General features: G+C 65.0%; 20 protein-coding genes and 1 riboswitch. Of the genes, 10 read left to right on the forward strand and 10 right to left on the reverse strand.

Annotation, left to right across the window (positions count from 1 at the left end):
- Positions 1 to 375: 375 nt before the first annotated feature.
- From ribBA to D7S89_RS06900, 4 genes are all read left to right on the forward strand, one after another.
- Entirely contained in the window at positions 376 to 1,506 is a 1,131-nt protein-coding gene (ribBA, locus tag D7S89_RS06885) for a bifunctional 3,4-dihydroxy-2-butanone-4-phosphate synthase/GTP cyclohydrolase II (protein ID WP_121276888.1), read from the forward strand.
- 57 nt (positions 1,507 to 1,563) lie between these two features.
- The gene (gene ribH, locus D7S89_RS06890; protein ID WP_121276889.1) at positions 1,564 to 2,076 is read left to right on the forward strand and encodes a 6,7-dimethyl-8-ribityllumazine synthase; all 513 of its coding nucleotides are present in this window, start codon (positions 1,564 to 1,566) and stop codon (positions 2,074 to 2,076) included.
- A complete protein-coding gene (gene nusB / locus D7S89_RS06895) occupies positions 2,073 to 2,510 on the forward strand; it encodes a transcription antitermination factor NusB (RefSeq protein ID WP_121276890.1) in 438 nt (145 codons plus the stop codon). The genes ribH and nusB overlap by 4 nt, the downstream gene beginning before the upstream one ends.
- Before the next feature lie 71 nt (positions 2,511 to 2,581).
- The gene (locus D7S89_RS06900; RefSeq protein WP_121276891.1) at positions 2,582 to 3,775 is read left to right on the forward strand and encodes a pyridoxal phosphate-dependent aminotransferase; all 1,194 of its coding nucleotides are present in this window, start codon (positions 2,582 to 2,584) and stop codon (positions 3,773 to 3,775) included.
- A 97-nt stretch (positions 3,776 to 3,872) separates the two neighbouring features.
- Here the strand turns inward: D7S89_RS06900 and D7S89_RS06905 are convergent, their stop codons facing one another.
- Complete coding sequence (locus D7S89_RS06905; RefSeq protein ID WP_121276892.1) at positions 3,873 to 4,994, reverse strand: transglycosylase SLT domain-containing protein; 1,122 nt, start codon at positions 4,992 to 4,994, stop codon at positions 3,873 to 3,875.
- A gap of 606 nt (positions 4,995 to 5,600) precedes the next feature.
- On the opposite strand from D7S89_RS06905, the gene D7S89_RS06910 reads away from it, so the two are divergent.
- The 3 genes from D7S89_RS06910 (at position 5,601) to D7S89_RS06920 (ending at position 9,126) form a co-directional block, all read left to right on the forward strand.
- Positions 5,601 to 7,175, forward strand: a complete 1,575-nt coding sequence (locus D7S89_RS06910) for a UbiD family decarboxylase (RefSeq protein ID WP_121276893.1) — start codon at positions 5,601 to 5,603, stop codon at positions 7,173 to 7,175.
- A 176-nt stretch (positions 7,176 to 7,351) separates the two neighbouring features.
- Positions 7,352 to 8,422: an asparaginase gene (locus D7S89_RS06915; RefSeq protein WP_121276894.1), complete on the forward strand. Its 1,071-nt coding sequence runs from the start codon at positions 7,352 to 7,354 to the stop codon at positions 8,420 to 8,422.
- 32 nt (positions 8,423 to 8,454) lie between these two features.
- Positions 8,455 to 9,126, forward strand: a complete 672-nt coding sequence (locus D7S89_RS06920; protein WP_121276895.1) for a LysE family translocator — start codon at positions 8,455 to 8,457, stop codon at positions 9,124 to 9,126.
- A 148-nt stretch (positions 9,127 to 9,274) separates the two neighbouring features.
- Here the strand turns inward: D7S89_RS06920 and D7S89_RS06925 are convergent, their stop codons facing one another.
- Entirely contained in the window at positions 9,275 to 9,565 is a 291-nt protein-coding gene (locus tag D7S89_RS06925) for a hypothetical protein (protein WP_121276896.1), read from the reverse strand.
- Between the two features lie 363 nt (positions 9,566 to 9,928).
- Complete coding sequence (locus tag D7S89_RS27380) at positions 9,929 to 10,090, reverse strand: hypothetical protein (protein WP_183085113.1); 162 nt, start codon at positions 10,088 to 10,090, stop codon at positions 9,929 to 9,931.
- A 332-nt stretch (positions 10,091 to 10,422) separates the two neighbouring features.
- Between D7S89_RS27380 and D7S89_RS06935 the strand changes: the two genes are divergently transcribed.
- The 3 genes from D7S89_RS06935 (at position 10,423) to D7S89_RS06945 (ending at position 12,427) form a co-directional block, all read left to right on the forward strand.
- Positions 10,423 to 11,352, forward strand: coding sequence for a Rossmann-like and DUF2520 domain-containing protein (locus D7S89_RS06935; protein ID WP_121276898.1), 930 nt, complete (start codon positions 10,423 to 10,425; stop codon positions 11,350 to 11,352).
- An 84-nt stretch (positions 11,353 to 11,436) separates the two neighbouring features.
- Positions 11,437 to 11,778, forward strand: a complete 342-nt coding sequence (locus tag D7S89_RS06940) for an EthD family reductase (protein WP_121276899.1) — start codon at positions 11,437 to 11,439, stop codon at positions 11,776 to 11,778.
- Between the two features lie 85 nt (positions 11,779 to 11,863).
- Positions 11,864 to 12,427 (forward strand): YggT family protein, encoded by a 564-nt coding sequence (locus D7S89_RS06945; protein WP_121276900.1) that lies wholly within the window; start codon positions 11,864 to 11,866, stop codon positions 12,425 to 12,427.
- A gap of 51 nt (positions 12,428 to 12,478) precedes the next feature.
- Here D7S89_RS06945 and D7S89_RS06950 read toward each other — a convergent pair whose 3' ends face one another.
- The 7 genes from D7S89_RS06950 to D7S89_RS06980 all read right to left on the reverse strand — a co-directional run bounded on the left by D7S89_RS06950 (position 12,479) and on the right by D7S89_RS06980 (position 19,072).
- Positions 12,479 to 12,808 (reverse strand): DUF190 domain-containing protein, encoded by a 330-nt coding sequence (locus D7S89_RS06950; RefSeq protein WP_121277335.1) that lies wholly within the window; start codon positions 12,806 to 12,808, stop codon positions 12,479 to 12,481.
- Between the two features lie 76 nt (positions 12,809 to 12,884).
- Complete coding sequence (gene crcB / locus D7S89_RS06955) at positions 12,885 to 13,280, reverse strand: fluoride efflux transporter CrcB (protein ID WP_121276901.1); 396 nt, start codon at positions 13,278 to 13,280, stop codon at positions 12,885 to 12,887.
- A 78-nt stretch (positions 13,281 to 13,358) separates the two neighbouring features.
- Positions 13,359 to 13,421: riboswitch (Fluoride riboswitch) on the reverse strand.
- Between the two features lie 164 nt (positions 13,422 to 13,585).
- Positions 13,586 to 15,100: a pyridoxal phosphate-dependent decarboxylase family protein gene (locus D7S89_RS06960; protein WP_220702124.1), complete on the reverse strand. Its 1,515-nt coding sequence runs from the start codon at positions 15,098 to 15,100 to the stop codon at positions 13,586 to 13,588.
- Complete coding sequence (locus tag D7S89_RS06965; RefSeq protein ID WP_121276903.1) at positions 15,093 to 16,082, reverse strand: DUF3291 domain-containing protein; 990 nt, start codon at positions 16,080 to 16,082, stop codon at positions 15,093 to 15,095. The genes D7S89_RS06960 and D7S89_RS06965 overlap by 8 nt, the downstream gene beginning before the upstream one ends.
- Before the next feature lie 37 nt (positions 16,083 to 16,119).
- Positions 16,120 to 16,995, reverse strand: coding sequence for an MBL fold metallo-hydrolase (locus tag D7S89_RS06970; protein ID WP_121276904.1), 876 nt, complete (start codon positions 16,993 to 16,995; stop codon positions 16,120 to 16,122).
- Positions 16,992 to 18,176 (reverse strand): NAD(P)/FAD-dependent oxidoreductase, encoded by a 1,185-nt coding sequence (locus D7S89_RS06975; RefSeq protein WP_121276905.1) that lies wholly within the window; start codon positions 18,174 to 18,176, stop codon positions 16,992 to 16,994. The genes D7S89_RS06970 and D7S89_RS06975 overlap by 4 nt, the downstream gene beginning before the upstream one ends.
- Entirely contained in the window at positions 18,173 to 19,072 is a 900-nt protein-coding gene (locus tag D7S89_RS06980; protein ID WP_183085114.1) for a fatty acid desaturase family protein, read from the reverse strand. The genes D7S89_RS06975 and D7S89_RS06980 overlap by 4 nt, the downstream gene beginning before the upstream one ends.
- Positions 19,073 to 19,097: the final 25 nt, after the last annotated feature.

Below are 19,097 nucleotides of genomic sequence, written 5' to 3' on the forward strand. Positions count from 1 at the left end.
AGTTGCCCGGACCGCATCCGGACAGCGCGAATGCGAAACCCAATCCGAGGCCTACCCCCGAATGGATCGCTCGGGTGAACCCGCGTCGAATGATTCCCCGTGTTGATCGTTGCATGCTGTATTGGCCTTGTTATTGTTGGCGCCTTGGCGCCGAAGACCCGGGAATTTTATCAGGGGATATTCCTTGCGCATGTCGCGCGTGGCATCGGCAAGCAGACTTTGCCCAGGCAACGGGCCGTACCGGCAGACTGGCATCCCATTCAAGCCGGTTTCGACGAATTTTCCGGAACCCGTTTTCGCATTGCCACTCACTCGACGGAAACGTGTCGCCCCGGGTGGCGTAAAATACGCGCTTTCCCGAACAAGCTCATCGACATGACCCTCGCCTCCACTCCCGAGATCATCGCCGAATTGAAGGCCGGCCGAATGGTGATCCTCGTCGACGAAGAGGATCGCGAAAACGAGGGCGACCTCGTCCTCGCCGCCGACTTCGTCACGCCGGAAGCGATCAATTTCATGGCGCGCTACGGCCGCGGCCTGGTTTGCCTCACGCTCACGCAAGAGCGCTGCAAACTGCTGAACCTGCCGCTCATGACGCACCGGAACGGCACTCAGTACGGCACGGCTTTCACGGTCAGCATCGAAGCGGCCGAAGGCGTGACGACCGGCATTTCGGCAGCCGATCGCGCCCGCACGATCGCGACGGCCGTCGCGCACGACGCGCGCGCCGAGCACATCGTGCAGCCGGGCCACGTGTTTCCGATCATGGCCCAGCCGGGCGGCGTGCTGGTCCGCGCGGGCCATACCGAAGCCGGCTGCGACCTCACGGCGCTCGCCGGGCTCACGCCCGCAGCGGTCATCTGCGAGGTCATCAAGGACGACGGCACGATGGCTCGCCTGCCCGATCTGATGACGTTCGCCGCCGAACACGGGCTCAAGCTCGGCACGATCGCCGATCTGATCCACTATCGCAGCCGGACCGAATCGATCGTGACGCGTGTGGCCGAGCGCACCATGCAAACGGCGCACGGCCCGTTCCGTGCGGTGCTGTACCAGGATCAGCCGAGCGGCGCGCCGCATCTCGCGCTCGTGCGCGGCACGCCCTCGCCCGAGCAGGACACGCCCGTGCGCGTGCACGAACCGCTGTCGGTGCTCGATCTGCTCGAAGTCGGCACCTCGACGCATTCGTGGACGCTCGACGCCGCGATGAAGGAAATCGCCGCGCGCGACCTGGGCGTCATCGTCATGCTCAATTGCAGCGACTCGAAAGAACATCTGGTCGACGTCTTCAAGGCATTCGACGAAAAGGACAAAGCCGCCGAGCTCAAGCGCCGCCCCGTCGACTTCAAGACGTACGGCATCGGCGCGCAGATCCTGCGCGAACTCGGCGTCGGCAAGATGCAGGTGTTGTCGAACCCGCGTCGCCTCGGCAGCATGTCCGGCTACGGGCTCGAAGTTACGGGCTTCGTGCCGATGCCGGGCGCCGCGGCCGCGCCAAGCGCATAATCGGCCGTTGCCGCCAGCGGCGACACGCGCCCCTACCCATTCACTACGGACCTCCTTATGGAAATCGGACAATACCAACCGAACCTCGACGGTGACGGCCTGCGCGTCGGCATCGTTCAATCGCGCTTCAACGAGCCCGTCTGCAACGGCCTGGCCGATGCATGCATCGAGGAACTCGAACGCCTTGGCGTCGCGGGTGAAGACGTGCTGCTCGTGACGGTGCCCGGCGCGCTCGAGATTCCGCTCGCGCTGCAAAAGCTCGCCGAAAGCGGCCAGTTCGACGCGCTGATCGCGCTCGGCGCCGTGATCCGCGGCGAGACGTACCACTTCGAGCTCGTGTCGAACGAAAGCGGCGCCGGCATCACGCGCATCGGTCTGGACTTCGGTATTCCGGTGGCCAACGCCGTGCTGACGACCGACACCGACGAGCAAGCCGTCGCACGCATGACCGAAAAGGGCCGCGACGCCGCACGCGTGGCTGTCGAAATGGCCAACCTGTCGGTGGCGCTCGAGCAACTCGGCGGCGACGACGAAGATGAAGAAGAAGGCGAAGAAGAGGACGAGGCATGAAAAGCGCCCGCCGACGCTCCCGTGAACTTGCCACGCAGGGGCTGTATCAGTGGCTGCTGTCGGGCGCGCCCGCCGGTGAAATCGACGCGCAGTTGCGCGGCGCACAAGGCTACGACAAGGCCGACAAGGAACACCTCGACGCGCTGCTGCATGGCGTCATCCGCGATGCGGGCGTGTTGTCGGTCGATCTCGCACCGTGCCTCGACCGTCCGATCGAGCAGTTGTCGCCGGTCGAGCGCGCGGTGCTGCTCGTGGCTGCGTACGAGTTCAAGCATCACCTCGACATTCCGTATCGCGTCGTCATCAACGAAGCCGTCGAGCTCGCCAAGACGTTCGGCGGCTCGGATGGCTACAAGTACGTGAACGGCGTGCTCGACAAGCTCGCCGTCACGCTGCGCGCCACCGAAGCACAGGCGGCACGCGGCAATCGCTGAAGCAGTTCGAGCGGCACGCGCACTGCGCGGCCGCCGGTTTTTGTGAATCACGTCACTGTCCGGATCTCCGCATGAACCTCGTCGCCGAACCGCTCGTCAGACTCGCGTCGCGCGTCGACGCGATCGCCCCCTTCCACGTCATGGAAATGTCGAAGGAGGCGGCAGCGCTCGAGCGCGCGGGGCGCGACATCATTCGGCTCGGCATCGGGGAGCCCGACTTCACGGCGCCCGAACGGGTGATCGAAGCGGCGGCCGATGCGCTGCGGCGCGGCACCACGCAATACACCGGCGCGCTCGGTATCGCGCCGCTGCGCGAGGCCATCGCCGCGCACTATGCGCAGGTGCACGGCTTGAACATCGATCCGGCGCGCATCGTGATCACGGCCGGCGCCTCGGCAGCGCTGCTGCTCGCCTGCGCGGCGCTCGTCGACCGCGACGACGAGGTGCTGATGCCGGATCCATGCTATCCGTGCAACCGTCACTTCGTGGCCGCCGCGGAAGGCAAGCCCGTGCTCGTGCCCAGCGGCCCGGCCGCGCGGTTTCAGCTGACGGCCGGCGACATCGAAGAGCGCTGGAACGACAGGACGCGTGGCGTCCTGCTCGCCTCGCCGTCGAACCCCACCGGCACCTCGATCGAGCCTGCCGAGCTCGAACGCATCATCGAAGCGGTGCGCGCACGCGGCGGCTTCACGATCGTCGACGAGATCTACCAAGGGCTGTCGTACGACGCAAAACCGGTCTCGGCGCTATCGTTCGGCGACGACGTCGTCACGGTCAACAGCTTCTCGAAATACTTCAACATGACGGGCTGGCGGCTCGGCTGGCTCGTCGTGCCGCCCGCGATGATCGGCGCGTTCGAAAAGCTGGCGCAGAACCTGTTCATTTGCGCCTCGGCCGTCGCGCAGCATGCGGCGCTCGCTTGCTTCGAGCCCGCCACGCTCGCGATCTACGAGGCACGCCGCCTCGAATTCAAGCGTCGTCGCGACTACATCGTGCCGGCCTTGCAGACGCTCGGTTTCTCGGTGCCGGTCGTGCCCGACGGCGCGTTCTACGTCTACGCCAACTGCCGTGATGTGGCACACCTGGCGGCGCACGACAGCGATGCGCTCACCAAGGCGATGCTGCATGACGCCGGCGTGGTGCTCGTTCCGGGCATGGACTTCGGCGTCCACGCGCCGCGCGAATATATCCGCCTGTCCTACGCGACGGCCTACGGAAAGCTCGAGGAAGCCGTCGACCGGCTTGGCCGGCTCTTCGGTCATTGAGCCGCACGCCGAGCAGGCAAACAAAAAGGGCACCCGAGGGTGCCCTTCTTCTTGGCGCTCACTACCGATTTCGCTGCCGACGCGGCGCGCTTTTCGATCAGGCGCCGAGCTCAGCCGCGCCATGCCGCGACGCGTTGTCACTCGATTCATCGGATGCCGGTGCCGACGAGGTCGACGCATTCGTCTTGGTCGTCGCGAGCGAGTGGTTCGGGCTCGCAAGCGCCACTTGCACGCGCTTGGTCGAGGCCACGACCTGATGCGGGGCTTGCGGCCCGTTGACCGGCACAGCACGGCCGCGCGCCACGTCACGCAGGCGCCCGCGTTCCGCCATCACCTTGGCGCCGTAGCCGCCGTCATCGGGTGACGTCGAACCGTTGTAGAGACGCAGGCCGTCGGGAAGCGAGCCGCCACGTGCGATGCAATCCTTGAGCACGAGCGCGCCGACGGTGATGTTGGCGACCGGCTCGAGTGCCGCGGTCTGGCCGCCGAAGTAGCGGAACTTGTCCGAATGCACCTTCGACATGACCTGCATGAGACCCTTCGCGCCCACCCCGCTTTCCGCATACGGATTGAAGCCCGATTCGATCGCCATCACGGAGAGCAGCAACAGAGGATCGAGGCCGACCTGACGGCCCGTGTCGAACGCCGCCTTCACGAGTTCGCCGACCGGTTCCTGCGCCACGCGATAGCGTCGCGCGATATACGACGTGACAAGCCCCTGTTCGCGTGCCGACACGAGCACGCGGTCGTCGCGCGCATCGGGGGCCACGCGCTGCGCCGATACCGCCTTGGCGAGGAATTCGAGGCTCGAGGAGGTATGCGCATCGAGGCCGGTGACACCCGTCAGTGTCGTCAGGCCGCTCGCCCCGCTGCCGTCGAACGCACCGTCATAGCGAGTGCTGTCGGGGCCGGGCACTTGCGCGCTCACCGACACTTCATCGCCGTTCGCGTTGGCGTTGGCCGGCCCGAAGGCGGGCAGCGGATGACCGCTCAGGAGCCGCGCCGGGCCCGCTTGCACCGCAGCGTAGATCACAGGCATCAGCCGGGCCGCAATCGTGCCGCGCACGGTCGGCAACAGCCACAGTGCGAGCGCAACCACTACGGCGCACGCGCCGACGACGCTGAAGAGATGGTGGCTGACACGCGTTCCACGACGCAACGCTGCACGGACTGCGAGCGCGAGGCGATCATCGGAACGCAACGATAACCAAGTATTCATTCGGTTCTCCCATCGAACATGGCCTGCGACCGGTGAAACGGCGCCAGGAGGCGCGGGTCGAAGGCCAAGGCGTCACGAGCCTTGGTTGGGGCCGCGGCGACGCCGGGATACGGCAAAGTACCGTTTGTCACGGCAACGTACCGTGTGGAGAGCCACATCGGAGCAAAAGGACCGGCGATCTACCCAGCAGGCAGAAGCGCGGTGGCTCTCACGCAAAACCAGCGTGTGCGCTGGCGAAGACAACAAATCTGGCCGTAAAAGTGCCCTGCAGGAGTGGCATACGGTGACGCGCGTCGCGTCAAGGACCGGGGGGCAGTGAACTCAAAACGGTTGGCCCTGCAACCAACGTGGACGGATTCTATGCACGGTTTTATAGTTCGTCAACGGTATAAGATTGCAAAAGAATAACAAAATGTAATAAAGAAACGGTCTCGGCGGGCTAGAGTCCGCGCGCCATGCGCGTCTTGGGCCGTTTTGAGGGTCAGTCGTTCAAACGACAGTGCGCCCCTCCCACGGTAAAATCGACAGCCAGTTACGCCTCCCCGACGCTCTCGTGCGTCGCCCAGCGAGATGCCCCGCACAAGCGGTGGCCCGAACCCGAAATCCATGAAATACAAAGACTTGCGCGACTTCATCGGTCGCCTCGAAGCGGCCGGCGAGCTGCGCCGCATCGAGCAACCCGTCTCGCCCGTGCTCGAAATGACCGAGCTGTGCGACCGCGTGCTGCGTGCCGGCGGCCCGGCCCTGCTCTTCAACGCCCCGCCCGGCTACCGCTTTCCCGTGCTCGGCAACCTGTTCGGCACCGCCCGGCGCATCGCGCTCGGCATGGGCATCGACGGCACGGCCGCGGCCAGCGACGGGGCGGCGCTCGAATCGCTGCGCGACGTGGGCCGGCTGCTGTCAGCGCTGAAGGAACCCGAGCCGCCCAAGGGCCTCAAGGACGCCGGCAAGCTGCTGTCGCTCGCCAAGGCCGTCTGGGACATGGCGCCCAAGACGGTCAGCGCTCCGCCTTGCCAGGAAATCGTCTGGGAGGGTGACGACGTCGACCTCGCGAAGCTGCCGATCCAGACCTGCTGGCCCGGCGATGCGGGCCCGCTCGTCACGTGGGGCCTCACCGTCACGCGCGGGCCCAACAAGACGCGTCAGAACCTCGGTATCTACCGCCAGCAGCTGATCGGCCGCAACAAGCTCATCATGCGCTGGCTCGCCCATCGCGGCGGCGCGCTCGACTTCCGCGAATTCGCGCTCAAGCATCCGGGCCAGCCGTACCCGGTCGCCGTGGTACTCGGCGCCGATCCGGCAACCGTCCTCGGCGCCGTCACGCCGGTGCCCGATACGCTGTCCGAATATCAGTTCGCGGGCCTGCTGCGCGGCGCCCGCACCGAGCTTGCGAAGTGCCTGACGCCGGGCGTCGACACGCTGCAGGTGCCGGCGCGGGCCGAAATCGTCCTCGAGGGTTTCATTTATCCGCAAGACGGCGCACCCGGCGCCGCGCCGGCCGGTGCCCCGCCGCGCCCCACGCAAGGCGCGACCGCCACCTACGAGCACGCGCTCGAAGGGCCGTATGGCGATCACACGGGCTACTACAACGAACAGGAGTGGTTCCCGGTGTTCACGGTCGAGCGCATCACGATGCGCCGCGATGCGGTCTATCACTCCACCTACACGGGCAAGCCGCCCGATGAGCCGGCCGTGCTCGGCGTCGCGCTGAACGAAGTGTTCGTGCCGCTGCTGCAGAAGCAATTCCCCGAGATCACCGACTTCTACCTGCCGCCCGAAGGGTGCAGCTATCGTATGGCGATCGTGCAGATGAAGAAGAGCTACCCCGGCCACGCCAAGCGCGTGATGTTCGGCGTGTGGAGCTTTCTGCGCCAGTTCATGTATACGAAGTTCATCGTGGTCGTCGACGAGGACGTCGACGTGCGCGACTGGAAGGAAGTCATCTGGGCCATCACGACGCGCGTCGATCCCGCGCGCGACACCGTGCTCGTCGAACGCACGCCGATCGACTATCTCGACTTCGCTTCGCCCGTCGCGGGGCTCGGCTCGAAGATGGGCCTCGATGCGACGAACAAGTGGCCCGGCGAGACCGACCGCGAATGGGGTAGGCCCATCGAGATGGATGCGGCCGTCAAAGCGCGCGTCGACACGCTATGGGAGCAGCTCGGACTGGGCAAATAAGTACCGCCTCCCGCGCGCACCTGCCGTTCTTACTAGCTAGAGTAAGCGCTAAAGCGCTAACTCCGGTCGACCGCTGAGGGCCTGGAGTAGGCGCTGAAGCGCCAACTCCAGGCAGACCTCAGCATGGGATCAGAGTAAGCGCTAAAGCGCTAACTCTGATCGACAAAGGAGCCCCGATGAATACCGCCGACCGCCCTGTCGCCGCCACGAGCTATCGCGGCCCCGCCGTCGAGAACACGCATATCGCGCACATCGCGGTCGTCGATGCGTCCGGGCGCTTGCTGTATGCGTTCGGCGATCCGCACCGCGCCACGCTGCCGCGCTCGGCCGTCAAGCCCGCGCAGGCGCTCGCCGTGCTCGAGACGGGCGCGCTCGAGCAATTCGGCTTCGACGAGGCCGACCTCGCACTGATGTGCGCCTCGCACAACAGCGAAGACGTGCACATCGACCGCGTGCGCGCCATGCTCGCCAAAGCCCACGCGAGTGAAACGGACTTGCGCTGCGGCGGCCATCCGCCGATCTCCGACGCGGTCTACCGCAGCTGGATCAAGCGGGATTTCGCGCCGACGCCCGTCTGCAGCAACTGCTCGGGCAAGCACGCAGGCATGCTCGCGGCAGCCCAGGCGATCGGCGCGGGCACGACCGGTTACGAGCGCGCAGACCATCCACTGCAAGCACGCGTGCGGCACACGCTGGCCGAGCTGTGCGATCTGCCCGAGACCTCGATCCGCTGGGGCATCGACGGCTGCAATCTGCCGACGCCGAGTTTCGCGCTCGATCGGCTCGCACTCGTGTTCGCAAGGCTCGCCGACGCGGCCGACGCCAATGCGCGCGGCACGTTCGACTCGCCACGCCAAGCGGCGCTCGCACGCATCCATCACGCGATGACGACGCACCCGCACCTCGTCGCTGGCAGCGGCCGCTTCTGCACGGCGCTGATGAGCGCGTTCGGCGGCGCGGTGGTCGGCAAGGTCGGCGCAGAAGGCAGCTATGGGTTCGGCGTATGCGGCGGCGCACATGGCGTGAACGGTGTAAGCGGCCCGATTGGCGTCGCCGTGAAAGTCGAGGACGGCATCGGCACGATCGTGACCGCGATCGCCGTCGAGCTGCTGCATCGTCTGAACGTCGGCACTGCGGCGCAGCGCGCGCAGCTCGACGCGTTTCGCGCCACGCCGATCAGAAACACGGTCGGCCTCGAGGTCGGACATCTCGAGATGTCGTTCGCGCTCGAACCAAGCCGGCCCTAACCCCACCCACCCAAAAAGAAAACAGGCTCCGCATGCATTCGATGTCGACCTTGTCGAACGGCTTCTTTCTATCGTTGTCGTTGTGCCTCGATATCGGGATCGTCAACGTGGCAATTCTCTCGCTGACGCTCTCGCACGGCTTCAAGCCCGGCTTCTGGCTCGGGCTCGGCTCGTGTTTCGGCGATCTCGTCTACGTGTCGCTCGCACTCGCAGGCATGGCCGCCCTGCTGCACTTCGACGCCGTCCGCTGGGTCGTATGGCTCGGCGGCTCGACGATGCTGCTCTATCTAGCCTTGAAGATGGCGCGCGAGGCGCTGTTTCCGCCGGCGGCCCCGGCCGGCGACGCCTCGTCGCAGGCCTTGCCGCAAGCCAGCCTGGCGCGCGGCTTCGTGCGTGGCATCGTGCTCGCCATGTCGTCGCCGTCGGCGATCCTGTGGTTCGCGGCCGTCGGCGGCGCGCTGATCGCCAAGGCGGGGGCGACGGGCACGCACGCGGCCCCGGTGTTTCTGGCCGGCTTCTTCCTGGGCGGCCTGGCATGGACCCTCTTCCTGTGCGGCCTCGCAAGCCACGGCCGCAAGCGGGCAGGCGCGAGCCTGCTGCGTGGCTGCCATGTCGCGTCCGCCCTGCTCTTCGCGTATCTCGCGTACACCGTGATCGTCGGCGGCTATCGCGACCTCATCCATCCCGCCCTGCACGCCGCCTGATGCGAGGCGCCAGCGGTCACCCCCGCCGAGTTCAGTTCAAGAACCGAGCACGCCCAGCCTCAAACGAAAACGGCGCAACGCGGCGAGTTGCCTGCGTTGCGCCGTTTGGCCGGCGTGGCTGGCGCCTGCTGGGTCAGGCGCGCATCGATCAGTAACGCCCGTAAGGACGTCCGTAGTAGCCGCGGTGATGGTGCCAATACGGGCGACCATAACCATAGTAGCCGCCCACGACCACTCCGGGCGGCCCATACACGACCGGCGGCGGCGCATAGACGACCGGTGGCGGTGCGTAATAGACAGGCGGCGGCGCGGCGTAGACCGGATAGGCCGGCGCGACTGGGATTCCGATGCCGATGCCTACCGACACATGCGCTTGGGCCGTCGCGGCAAACCCCGCGCCGAGCGTTGCGGCGGCCATCAACAAGACGAGCTTTTTCATTTGTTTCCCCTGGCGGATCGTTGCAGCCAGGCACTCGATTCCTCGGGTCACCTCTCCTGCAACTTGCGATTCAAATGTATCGAAAAAGCATCGGGGAATGCTTACCCATTTGTTGCAAATTGCAATCGACGCGCTCGGCACACGAGCGGCCGAGCGATGCGGAAAGCGGGCACAGGCCCGCGTAGGACGGGAAACGTTCGGCTTTACCGATCGGCGCATCAAACGGCCGATCGTATCGGTAATGTTTAATTACAAAATCGTGGTACGCGCGCAACCGGCCCGTGGCATGGCAGCCACGAGCCTCGTGCCGCATCGCGATCGGGCGGGCCAAGCCGTCCAACCGGGATGTCGCCGCGCCGCGCGTCAGCCGACCTTCACGTAGGCGAACTCGCGCGTCACGCTCGGCGGCACGTAGGCGCCGCTGATCTTCACGCGCGGTGTCAGGCGCTTTTTCTGATCCCACCAAAGGCGACGTTGCGACCGGCTCAGAAATCTCAGGTGCTTGCGATAGGAAAAGACGCTCATCGTGACCTCCTTACGAGACTGCGACACAGGAACGAAACCGCGACTACGATCCAATCCTTTCCTTGCACCCGGCGCCGCACCAGCCGCGCGCCGTTCAGACGTGCGGCGGCAAGCGCCTCGACATCGCATTGAAAACACGCGTCGTCCATACCCCTCATACGACGCCCGATTTGCATCGACGAAAATCGGCAAGAACCCCCGTTGCGCAACAGCACGTGATCGACATATCCCGCGCACCGTCCGATCGTGCAACGGATGAGCGATACTTGCCCTTGCCTTGGGTGTGACGTTTTCGTCACCCCGCGATTCTTTTGCCGTTCACAGGTCTTCACATGCCGCTTTCTCGCCCGCCGCGTCTCGGCTTCATCGGGGCCGGCCGCCTCGCCCGTTGCCTGGCGCTTGGCTTCGCCCGCGCGGACTACCCCGTCGTCGCGGTCACGAGCCGCTCGAGCGGCTCGGCGCGCGAGCTGGCCGCCACCATCGACGGGTGTCTCGCGCTCGACGACCCGCAGCAGGTCGTCGAGGCGGCCGACGTGGTCTTTTTAGCCGTTCCCGATGACAGCATCGGTACGGTCGCGAACACATTGCATTTCGATGACGCCGGCGCTATCGCGCCGGCAACAAAAGCGCTCGTGCACTGTAGCGGTGCGACGAGCGTCGAGGTACTGGCCCGCGCGCGCGAGCAAGGCGCGTCGACGGGCGGTTTTCATCCACTGTACTTGTTCAGCGGCGGTTCTGCCGATCTTGAACGAATCGCCGGCTGTTCCGTGACGATCGAAGCCGATGGCGCGCTCAAGGACGTGCTCGTCGCGCTCGCCCAGGCGCTCGGCTGCCATCCGCTCACGATCGCCGGCGACCAGCGCATGCTCTATCACGGCGCGGCCCACTATGCGGCCAGCTTCGCGCTGTGCGCGCTGTCCGAAGCCGCCTCGCTCTGGCGCGGGCTTGGCCTCGACGAAGCGCAAGCGCTGCGCGCGCTGTTGCCGATGCTGGCCGGCACGATCGACGCAGCGCGCGAAAAAGGTTTGCCCGGTGCGTTGGCCGGCCCCGTCTCGCGCGGCGATGCCGATCTGTTGCACCGCCAGCTCGCCTGCTTCGAAGCGCTCGGCGGCGACCATGCCGCGCTCTACGCACTGCTCACGCGCCGCGCCGTCGCCCTGGCGCGCTTGCGCCCCACGCCGCCCGCCTCGCTCGACGCGATCGAGGCCTCGGTCGAGGCGACGCTCGCGCGCGTCCTTGCGAGCAGTGCAAGCGACAAGTAAGCCGTGATATGGTGACGACCGGCGCGCGCCCCTGAACGGACGGTCCAAGGCGCGACGACCGCAACCCTGACGAGAACGCCAACAATGATCAAAGTCAGCATCCTCTATCCGTACCGCGAAGGCGGCCGCTTCGACTTCGACTATTACCGCAACGTGCATATGCCGCTGGCGGCCAAGCGCTTCGGCGCCACGTTGCGCGGCTGGTCGATCGACGCCGGCATCAACGGCGGGCCGCCCGACACGAAGCCGCCGTTCGTCGCGGCAGGCCACTTCGTCTTCGACTCGGTAGACGCGTTTTACGCTGTCTTCACGCCGGCCGTCGCCGAAGAATTGATCGGCGATATCCCGAACTACACCGACGGCGGCAACGGCACCATTTTCATCAGCGAAATCGACACCCTCGGCCAAGTCGAAGCCGCCGCCTAACGCCGGCGCACAGCATTACGCAGCGTGGCGCCGCTGCTCGACGTGAAAGCGCCATACGAGAAACTCAAGAAGGAAAGGATCGAAGATGTTCGGCGATATCGCCCGTTTTCTGCTCAATACCCTGTTTACGCTGTTCGGCGCCGCGTTGCTGCTGCGCGCGTGGATGCAGACCGTGCGTCTGCCTCCGTACAACCCCGTCTCGACGGCCATCTTCCAGGCCACGAACTGGCTCGTGCTGCCGCTGCGGCGCGTGCTGCACAACGTGCGCGGACTCGATTGGGCGAGCCTGGTCGCCGCGCTGCTCGCGGCAATCGTCTACGTCGTGCTGATGGTGGCGATCGCGGGCGTGGACCCGCTCGCCGTCGGGCCTGTGATCGGCCTCGTGGCGCTGCTGACGCTCGTCAAGTGGGCGCTGAACCTGGTCATCTGGCTCACGATCCTGATGGCGCTGCTCTCGTGGCTCAATCCGCGCTCGCCGGCCATGCCGATCCTCTATCAGCTGACCGCGCCGTTCCTGAACCCGCTGCGTAGAATCATCCCGAACCTCGGCGGCATCGACCTGTCGCCGATCCTGCTGTTCTTGATCGTGCAGATCCTGCTGATGGTCGTGACGCGTGCGGCCGTATCGCTGACGCTGTTCGGTATTTGACATTCGAGCGGCTGGCGGCAGCGACGTATTGCTCGCCGCCCGCTCGCTCGTTCACTTGTCCGGCTGCCCGCCGATGACACCCCAGCGCGCCGGAATCAGCGCATAAAGCGCGCGCACCTTCTCCCGAGAGACACGCTCGATCAGACGTGCCGCTTCGCCTTCGGTCACGATGAATTCGACGGCCACCGTCGACGCGCCTTGCAATTCGAAGAAGCGATCCTCGTGCAGCGTGTGATGCTCACCGAACCCTGCCATCGCGCGAAACGCCGAGCCACCTGCGATGCCCATCTTGCTCGCTTCGGTAAGCAGCCATTCCCAGAACGGCTTCCAGTGCAACCGATGGCTTTCGTGGACGTAGAACCGCAAGAGCACATGTTCCATGACAGCCTTCTCCTCGCTGTTCGCCAGCGGCTCGCAGGCTCGCTTGCGCAATAAGCCAAGCGTCAACCGTGGTGTCTTACGCGCCGGCCGTGCTCACGAGCCAGGCACGCGCGCTCCACATGCCGAACCCGGTCAGCGCGAACGATCCCAACAAGTGTAGGCCAGCGGCGATCAAGGCCCAGCCGAACTCGTTCTGGGCCATCAGCGTCACGACCTCGACGGAGAAAGTCGAGAACGTCGTCAAGCCGCCCATGAACCCCGTAATGACAAAAAGCCGCCATTCGGGCGGCAGGCCCGCCTTGGCCGTGAAGAACACGGCGGCGACGCCGATCAGATAAGCGCCGATCAGATTGGATGCCAGCGTACCGAGCGGCACCGCGGGCAGAATGGCGTTCAAGCTGAGGCTCAGCGCCCAGCGCAAGAGCGCGCCGAGACCCGCGCCGATAAAGATCGAGAGAATCGAATAAATCAAGGTCCGTTCCTGGGTTCGAATTAGGGTTGTCGAAACGGCGGAGCGGCAGGCGAACGCCTACCGCCCCACCTCGGTGGAGTTGCGGTAGGCATCATCAGCCCTGGGGGCGGTTAAAGGAGGAATGCCATCTCCCGCGCGCAAACCGGGAATCCGGCATGCGCGGCCCGGCAGGGAGACTGCCGGGTACGACCAGGCAGTACTGTATGCGTTCGAGGCGCGTCGGGCAAGCACGCGCAAAGAACGGCGGCCCGGCTGAGGATGGGCCGGGCCGCCGTCGATCGATCCATTTCAAGGCATTCGAACGCTCAAGCCAAGTCCCGCGAGACCGCCCGTCCGATGTCGGTCACGTGGCGCACCAAATCCTCGAGATCCGCCAGTGACGTATTGAAGTTGACGATGCAAACGCGCAGCGCGAATTTGCCCCGTACCGTCGTATGGGACGGATACGCGATGCCGCAGCGGTGCAACTCGTCGAGAATGGCATGATTCAATCGATCGAGGCGCGCCTCGCCCTCGGCCGTTCCCGACACGCTATTCGCGGGACGGTAACGGAAGGTCGTGATGCTCAAGTGATGCGTGAACGCCTCCAGCTCGGGATGCGACCCGGCGATTTCGTGGAGCTTGCGCGCCAGCCGAATGTCGTCGGTGATCATTTGCCGGTAGCCGCTGCGCCCGACGAGCTGCAGGCCGAGACGCACCTTCAGCGCGCGAAACGCCCGCGTCGTCTGGAGCCCCAGGTCGCGGAACTGTAGCCGTTCCGGGCCGCCCAGCAAGGCCTGCTCGTCGTTCTCCGCGTAATACGGCGCGCCCTGGCGAAACGTGTCCAGAAGCAGCTTGGGGTCGCGCGTCAGCACACAACCGATGTCGGCAGGCATATACAGCCACTTGTGCGGATCGATCGTGACGGAATCAGCCTCTTGCAGACCGTGAATGTCGTCGGGCGCGTCGGGTGAGAGCGCGGCGAAGCCGCCATATGCACCGTCGACATGGAACCAAACCTGCTCGTCACGACAAATCCGCGCGATGTCTCGCAGCGGATCGACCGCGCCAAGCGACGTCGTACCGGCAGTCGCGACGACCATCAACGGCGTTTTCCCAGTCGTCTTGTCCGCACGGATCTTTTGCTGCAAATCCGTCACGTCCATGCGCCCTGCCGCATCCAACCGAATCCGACGGATCCGCTGCGTCCCGAGGCCGCTGACTTCCGCCGCCGCGTCGATGCTGCTGTGCGCATCTTCGGTCGCGTACAGGCAGAGCTGCGATGCTTCCGGATCGGCCAAGCCCACTGCCCTGACATCGGCACCCAGCACCGCATGCAATGCCAAGCGCAGCGCCACCAGATTCGCCACCGAACCGCCGCTGACGAACAAGCCGCCGCCCCCCGACGGATACCCGATCAGGCGAGCCATCCATTGGATGGTTTGGGCCTCCATCGCAACGGTCAGCCCCGATGTCGCGTAGCTCGTGGCCGGCGCACTGACCGCAGCCGCCAGAAAATCGGCGAACATGCCCATCGGACTCGCAGCGCCCATGACATAGGCCCAGAAGCGCGGGTGCGACGTCGACACCGCATGCGAGCACAGCAGGTCGCACGCTTGCCCAAGCACCTGCTGCGCCGGGCTTGCTGTCTCGGGAAAAGCAGCCTCGGCCAGCCAGGACTGGATGTCCTGCGCGGATTGCCTGGGTTTGACCGACCGATCAGGTAATGCCGCCATGAAATCCGCGAGGCGCTCGACCAGCTCATGTCCTAACGCACGAAACGTTTCAGGTTCGATCCGCGCGGGCGCGATGCGTTGGTCGAGCGAACTCGGGCTAGCCAAGATCGCGCTCCTGAACATCCGACAACTCTGTCAGGACATTGCTCGGCGCGATGACCTGCTCGGTCGGCCCATGCCCTTCGAGCCAGGTCTCGTGCATATAGACCCAGACGACGCCAGCGGGCACGTCAGGCTTCTTCCGGAACAGCACACTCGAGATACGCCCGGTGGTTTGGCCCAGGAAGCTGCGCCACTCCCGATATTGCACGAGCGCGGAGTCCTCCATCTCCCACACCGGAGCGAACTGATCCGTCCAGATGCGAATGTCAGGGAACGCGCCACGCGCCCGGGTCAGGCGCTCGCCCAGGCTCGTTTGCGTATCCAGCGTGCCATTGGGCGTGATGAGCAAGCTGTCTGCGACGAATGCCGACTGAAACGGCGTCGCCACCGACGGGTCGGCTATCTCGCCACGCATCCAGCGCTCTAGGAATTGATGGAAGCCGACGACTTCCGCCGCGCATTTCGACACCAGAGGACTATGTTCCTTCTGCGCCTGCCCGGGCGCATTGCTCGCCTCGACAGGAAGCGGCAGCGCCTCTGGCGTGAAACGATCCCTGAAGCCGAACGCCATCGGCGTCGGGCCGTTGCGTTGGATGTAGTCGAGACGGGCAAGCCCCTCCTGCACGGTGGGAACGTATCCCTTCGGCACCCACCACAGCGCGGTCGTCGCCCCGTCCAGCTTATGGAACCACTCACGGGCGTTCCGGTACGGCACGGCATGTCCGCTCTGGTAAACAAAGCGCCGGAGCGTCTCGATCGATTCCCACAAAGACATGTTCAGGAGCATCGACGGATCCTCGAAGCCGCGAATGCCGGTGGCATCGCCGTCCGCCGTCTGCAAGCGCCAAACGAATCCCGGCGACTGCTCCGCCAGCGCGTTGATCTCCTTCAGTTGCGAAACGAAACCTTGCATCAGCGGCGTGTCCAACGGCGCCAACGCTTTGGAAATGCTCAGTTGTGCAAGGTAATAGGCGCAATCTGTCACGGTTATCCTCACTTGAGTCCGAATCAAACTGTCCGCATCAAGCCAGTTTCGAATCTGCGGCCTCGGCCGCAAGCTCCTTTGCAACCGGATTCGCACCGGCTTTGATGAATACGTCGAGGTCGCAAGTGGGCATGAAGCGCTTCATCGCCTCCTCGAGTTTCGTCTTGCGTGCGTCGTCCAGGGCGGCCTCTCCGTCGGCGAGTTCCGCGACGGCTGCGCGGTAGTGCTCGATGTAGGCATGCTGCGCGCTGATCATGTCGAGCGGCTTGCCCGGCTGCCCATGGCCCGTATAAAAGACCTCGATGTTCTTGTCCGCCACCAGATGCTCGAGTGCGGCGAGACTCTCCAGCCATGGCGCGGTGTGACCATCGTTCATGAATGAATGCACGCCGTTGAACACCATGTCTCCGACGAACGCGACGCGCCGGCGGGCACCGACCACCCAGACGAGATCCCAGTGCGATTCGCCCGGGCCGAATTCCTTGGCTTCAAACGGCACGCCGTCGAAGTGCAAGACCGCTCCATCGTCCACGAACCGGTTCGGGAAAGTCCGTTGGGCAGGCCAGTCTTCCCCGAACACCGGTTTCCATTGCACTTCCTTGGCGTCGTCGATGCGGCGAATGACCTCATCGACACCGCGCGTCGTGATCACCGGCACGTCGCCGAGGCCCTGGATCAATTCCCCGACGCCGTTGTAGTGGTCGGGGTGCCCATGCGTGATCAGTACCGCCAACAGCGGTTTGCGCAGCGCATCGAGTTTGGCGCGCAGCTCGCGGGCATCCGATACGGTCATCATCGCGTCGATCGCCACCACGCCGTTGGGCAACTCGACCAGAAACGCATTCGTGAACAGCGTTCGCGCATCGGAGCTGCAAATCACCACGTTGAAATCGGGTTCTACCGCCAGACTCATTGGAATGCCTCCCAGTTATTCGAGGCCTGTGGCATGAGGGTCCGCTCTCGAGGAGCGATGCGCTCCGGACGCAGTCCTTGGTTCGCATGCAGCCGGAACGGCGTAAGGTCGAATGCGTTGCCCAACAATCCTCGAAGGTCGTCGCAAAGCTCGGCGGCCACCGCGTCGCCGGCCCAGAGTGCGTATTTATAGCCGCGGCCGGAAAATCCCGTCGCCAAGTACAACGTCTTCTCGCGATCGACGAAGTCGAGGTAAGGCAGACCGGTCGACGTGTAGGCATCGCACCCGCTCAATCCATGTACGAGGTGCGCGTCGCAATCCTCGCCAAACGTCATGCGGGCGCGCTCGAAGATCGCCCGGTAAACATGGCTCGGGACGTCGGCTATCGCGCCCTCGACCTCGTCTTCGAGGGTGGCGCAGCCGCAGTAGAACGTGCGGGCACTCGCCGGCCGCAGATAGGCACCGACGATTTCGTCGAACACCGGGAATGGGATTTCGGCGGACGACTCGACGCAACCGAGTGAGACGGCACGGGACACGATCGGCAACGATGGCAGCCATGCTTTCAACCACGCCCCCATCGCCAGGACCACCCGATCGGCCACCACGTCATCGCATCCGAACGACAGCTGCCACCCGCCTCCCGCGTGTGCCGACATCGATCGCAGTTCTGCGTGCTCCAGCAGGAGACCGCCGAAATTCCGTAAGCCGTCGCACAACGCAAACGTGGTCCTGACCGGGTCGGCAATGCCGCCCATCGTTTCGAAAACCGCTGCGCCGGCATGGTCCGCAGACAGAAACGGCGCGCGCTTGCGGCGCTCGGCGCCGGTCAGGATGCGAGCGGAACCGCGACTGCCGAGTGCGTCGATCACGGCTTGCGCCGCAGCCAGCTTGCTCGGTTGCAGCAGGTAGAGAAATCCGAGGTGGCGCGCAGGCGTAGGGCCGGGCAATCCAATCCTGTCCCAGTGCAGGAAGTAGTCGAGCCCCTGCGTGCAGAGATAGGCGATCCGCGGATCCGGATCGAAGCCCCGGATAATGCCGCCGGGATACGCCGTCGCGCCAAGGCTCGCCGGCGTCCCGCGATCGGCCAGCAGGACGCGGCATCCGCGCCGCGCGAGGTGATACGCGATGGCCGAGCCGCCCACCCCCGCGCCGACCACCGCATACTCACAACGGATCATGTCGGCTGCCCCTCGGTCGCCATGCTTCGATTCTCGCTGCGCTGTCGCAATTCCTCGAGCATGCCGACGAAGCTGGTCGGCTGCCTGTAAAAGCTCGCCTGGCGCAGGATCGCGGCCAGCCGCGGCAAATCAACGGCGATCACCCGCGGATAAATGTGATGCTCGCGGTGCAGTCCGCGTGGCAGCATGCTGATCCAGATTCTGAGCGCAGCGCTCGTCTTGACGGACCGCGTATTGTCATTGAGGTCGTCCGTTTTCTCCGTCCAGCGGTGCTCCGTCAGATCCGACAGCGACAGGATCATCGGATACACCGTGTACATCGGCAGCAACCACAACAGCAGGAACGGCCGCCAGGCGTGGAAATACGCGATCAACGCGAGCGCCACGGCAAAGAACCCGAGCTTCACCCATCGTTCGATTTCCGTTTCCCGATCGCCCTCGAAACGGCAGAACAGCGCTTGCAGATGATTGAGGTGTCCTTTCGACGTGACGCGACCTTTGGGCGGCACATAGTCCTGTCTGCCGACAAACAATTGCCAGATCGCGGACAGGCCGTTTTTCATGCAAGCAAGCGCCAATTGTCCCGGAGGATACTCGCGCTCCACATCGCCTCTCATGCGACGGCCGACATAGTTCGGATCGTCGTCGGAAAAGAGGTACATGTGGTGGAAAACATGTACCCGCCGCCACTGAACGAATGACCAGGCCTCCGGATGATGGAACATCACCAGATTGGACAACAGCGTAGCGACGGCCTTATTGGTGCGCGGCGACTTGAAAAGACCGTAGTGACTCGCGTCGTGGTTCAGGATGTAGAGCGAATGCTGGCGGCCGGCTATGAAGACGATGGCCAGCACGGTGAACGCGGCGTGGTCGACCCAATGCTCGAGCAGCATCGCCAGGAGAATCGCCGCGTAGACC

The organism is Trinickia fusca, from assembly GCF_003628145.1.
GTDB lineage: Bacteria > Pseudomonadota > Gammaproteobacteria > Burkholderiales > Burkholderiaceae > Trinickia > Trinickia fusca.

Bases quoted from the DNA above. Each gene is read 5' to 3' on its own strand.
- ribBA (WP_121276888.1), top strand. From the start codon at position 376: ATGACCCTCGCCTCCACTCCCGAGATCATCGCCGAATTGAAGGCCGGC.
- ribH (WP_121276889.1), top strand. From the start codon at position 1,564: ATGGAAATCGGACAATACCAACCGAACCTCGACGGTGACGGCCTGCGC.
- nusB (WP_121276890.1), top strand. From the start codon at position 2,073: ATGAAAAGCGCCCGCCGACGCTCCCGTGAACTTGCCACGCAGGGGCTG.
- D7S89_RS06900 (WP_121276891.1), top strand. From the start codon at position 2,582: ATGAACCTCGTCGCCGAACCGCTCGTCAGACTCGCGTCGCGCGTCGAC.
- D7S89_RS06905 (WP_121276892.1), bottom strand. From the start codon at position 4,994: ATGAATACTTGGTTATCGTTGCGTTCCGATGATCGCCTCGCGCTCGCA.
- D7S89_RS06910 (WP_121276893.1), top strand. From the start codon at position 5,601: ATGAAATACAAAGACTTGCGCGACTTCATCGGTCGCCTCGAAGCGGCC.
- D7S89_RS06915 (WP_121276894.1), top strand. From the start codon at position 7,352: ATGAATACCGCCGACCGCCCTGTCGCCGCCACGAGCTATCGCGGCCCC.
- D7S89_RS06920 (WP_121276895.1), top strand. From the start codon at position 8,455: ATGCATTCGATGTCGACCTTGTCGAACGGCTTCTTTCTATCGTTGTCG.
- D7S89_RS06925 (WP_121276896.1), bottom strand. From the start codon at position 9,565: ATGAAAAAGCTCGTCTTGTTGATGGCCGCCGCAACGCTCGGCGCGGGG.
- D7S89_RS27380 (WP_183085113.1), bottom strand. From the start codon at position 10,090: ATGAGCGTCTTTTCCTATCGCAAGCACCTGAGATTTCTGAGCCGGTCG.
- D7S89_RS06935 (WP_121276898.1), top strand. From the start codon at position 10,423: ATGCCGCTTTCTCGCCCGCCGCGTCTCGGCTTCATCGGGGCCGGCCGC.
- D7S89_RS06940 (WP_121276899.1), top strand. From the start codon at position 11,437: ATGATCAAAGTCAGCATCCTCTATCCGTACCGCGAAGGCGGCCGCTTC.
- D7S89_RS06945 (WP_121276900.1), top strand. From the start codon at position 11,864: ATGTTCGGCGATATCGCCCGTTTTCTGCTCAATACCCTGTTTACGCTG.
- D7S89_RS06950 (WP_121277335.1), bottom strand. From the start codon at position 12,808: ATGGAACATGTGCTCTTGCGGTTCTACGTCCACGAAAGCCATCGGTTG.
- D7S89_RS06970 (WP_121276904.1), bottom strand. From the start codon at position 16,995: ATGAGTCTGGCGGTAGAACCCGATTTCAACGTGGTGATTTGCAGCTCC.
- D7S89_RS06975 (WP_121276905.1), bottom strand. From the start codon at position 18,176: ATGATCCGTTGTGAGTATGCGGTGGTCGGCGCGGGGGTGGGCGGCTCG.
- D7S89_RS06980 (WP_183085114.1), bottom strand. From the start codon at position 19,072: ATGCTGCTCGAGCATTGGGTCGACCACGCCGCGTTCACCGTGCTGGCC.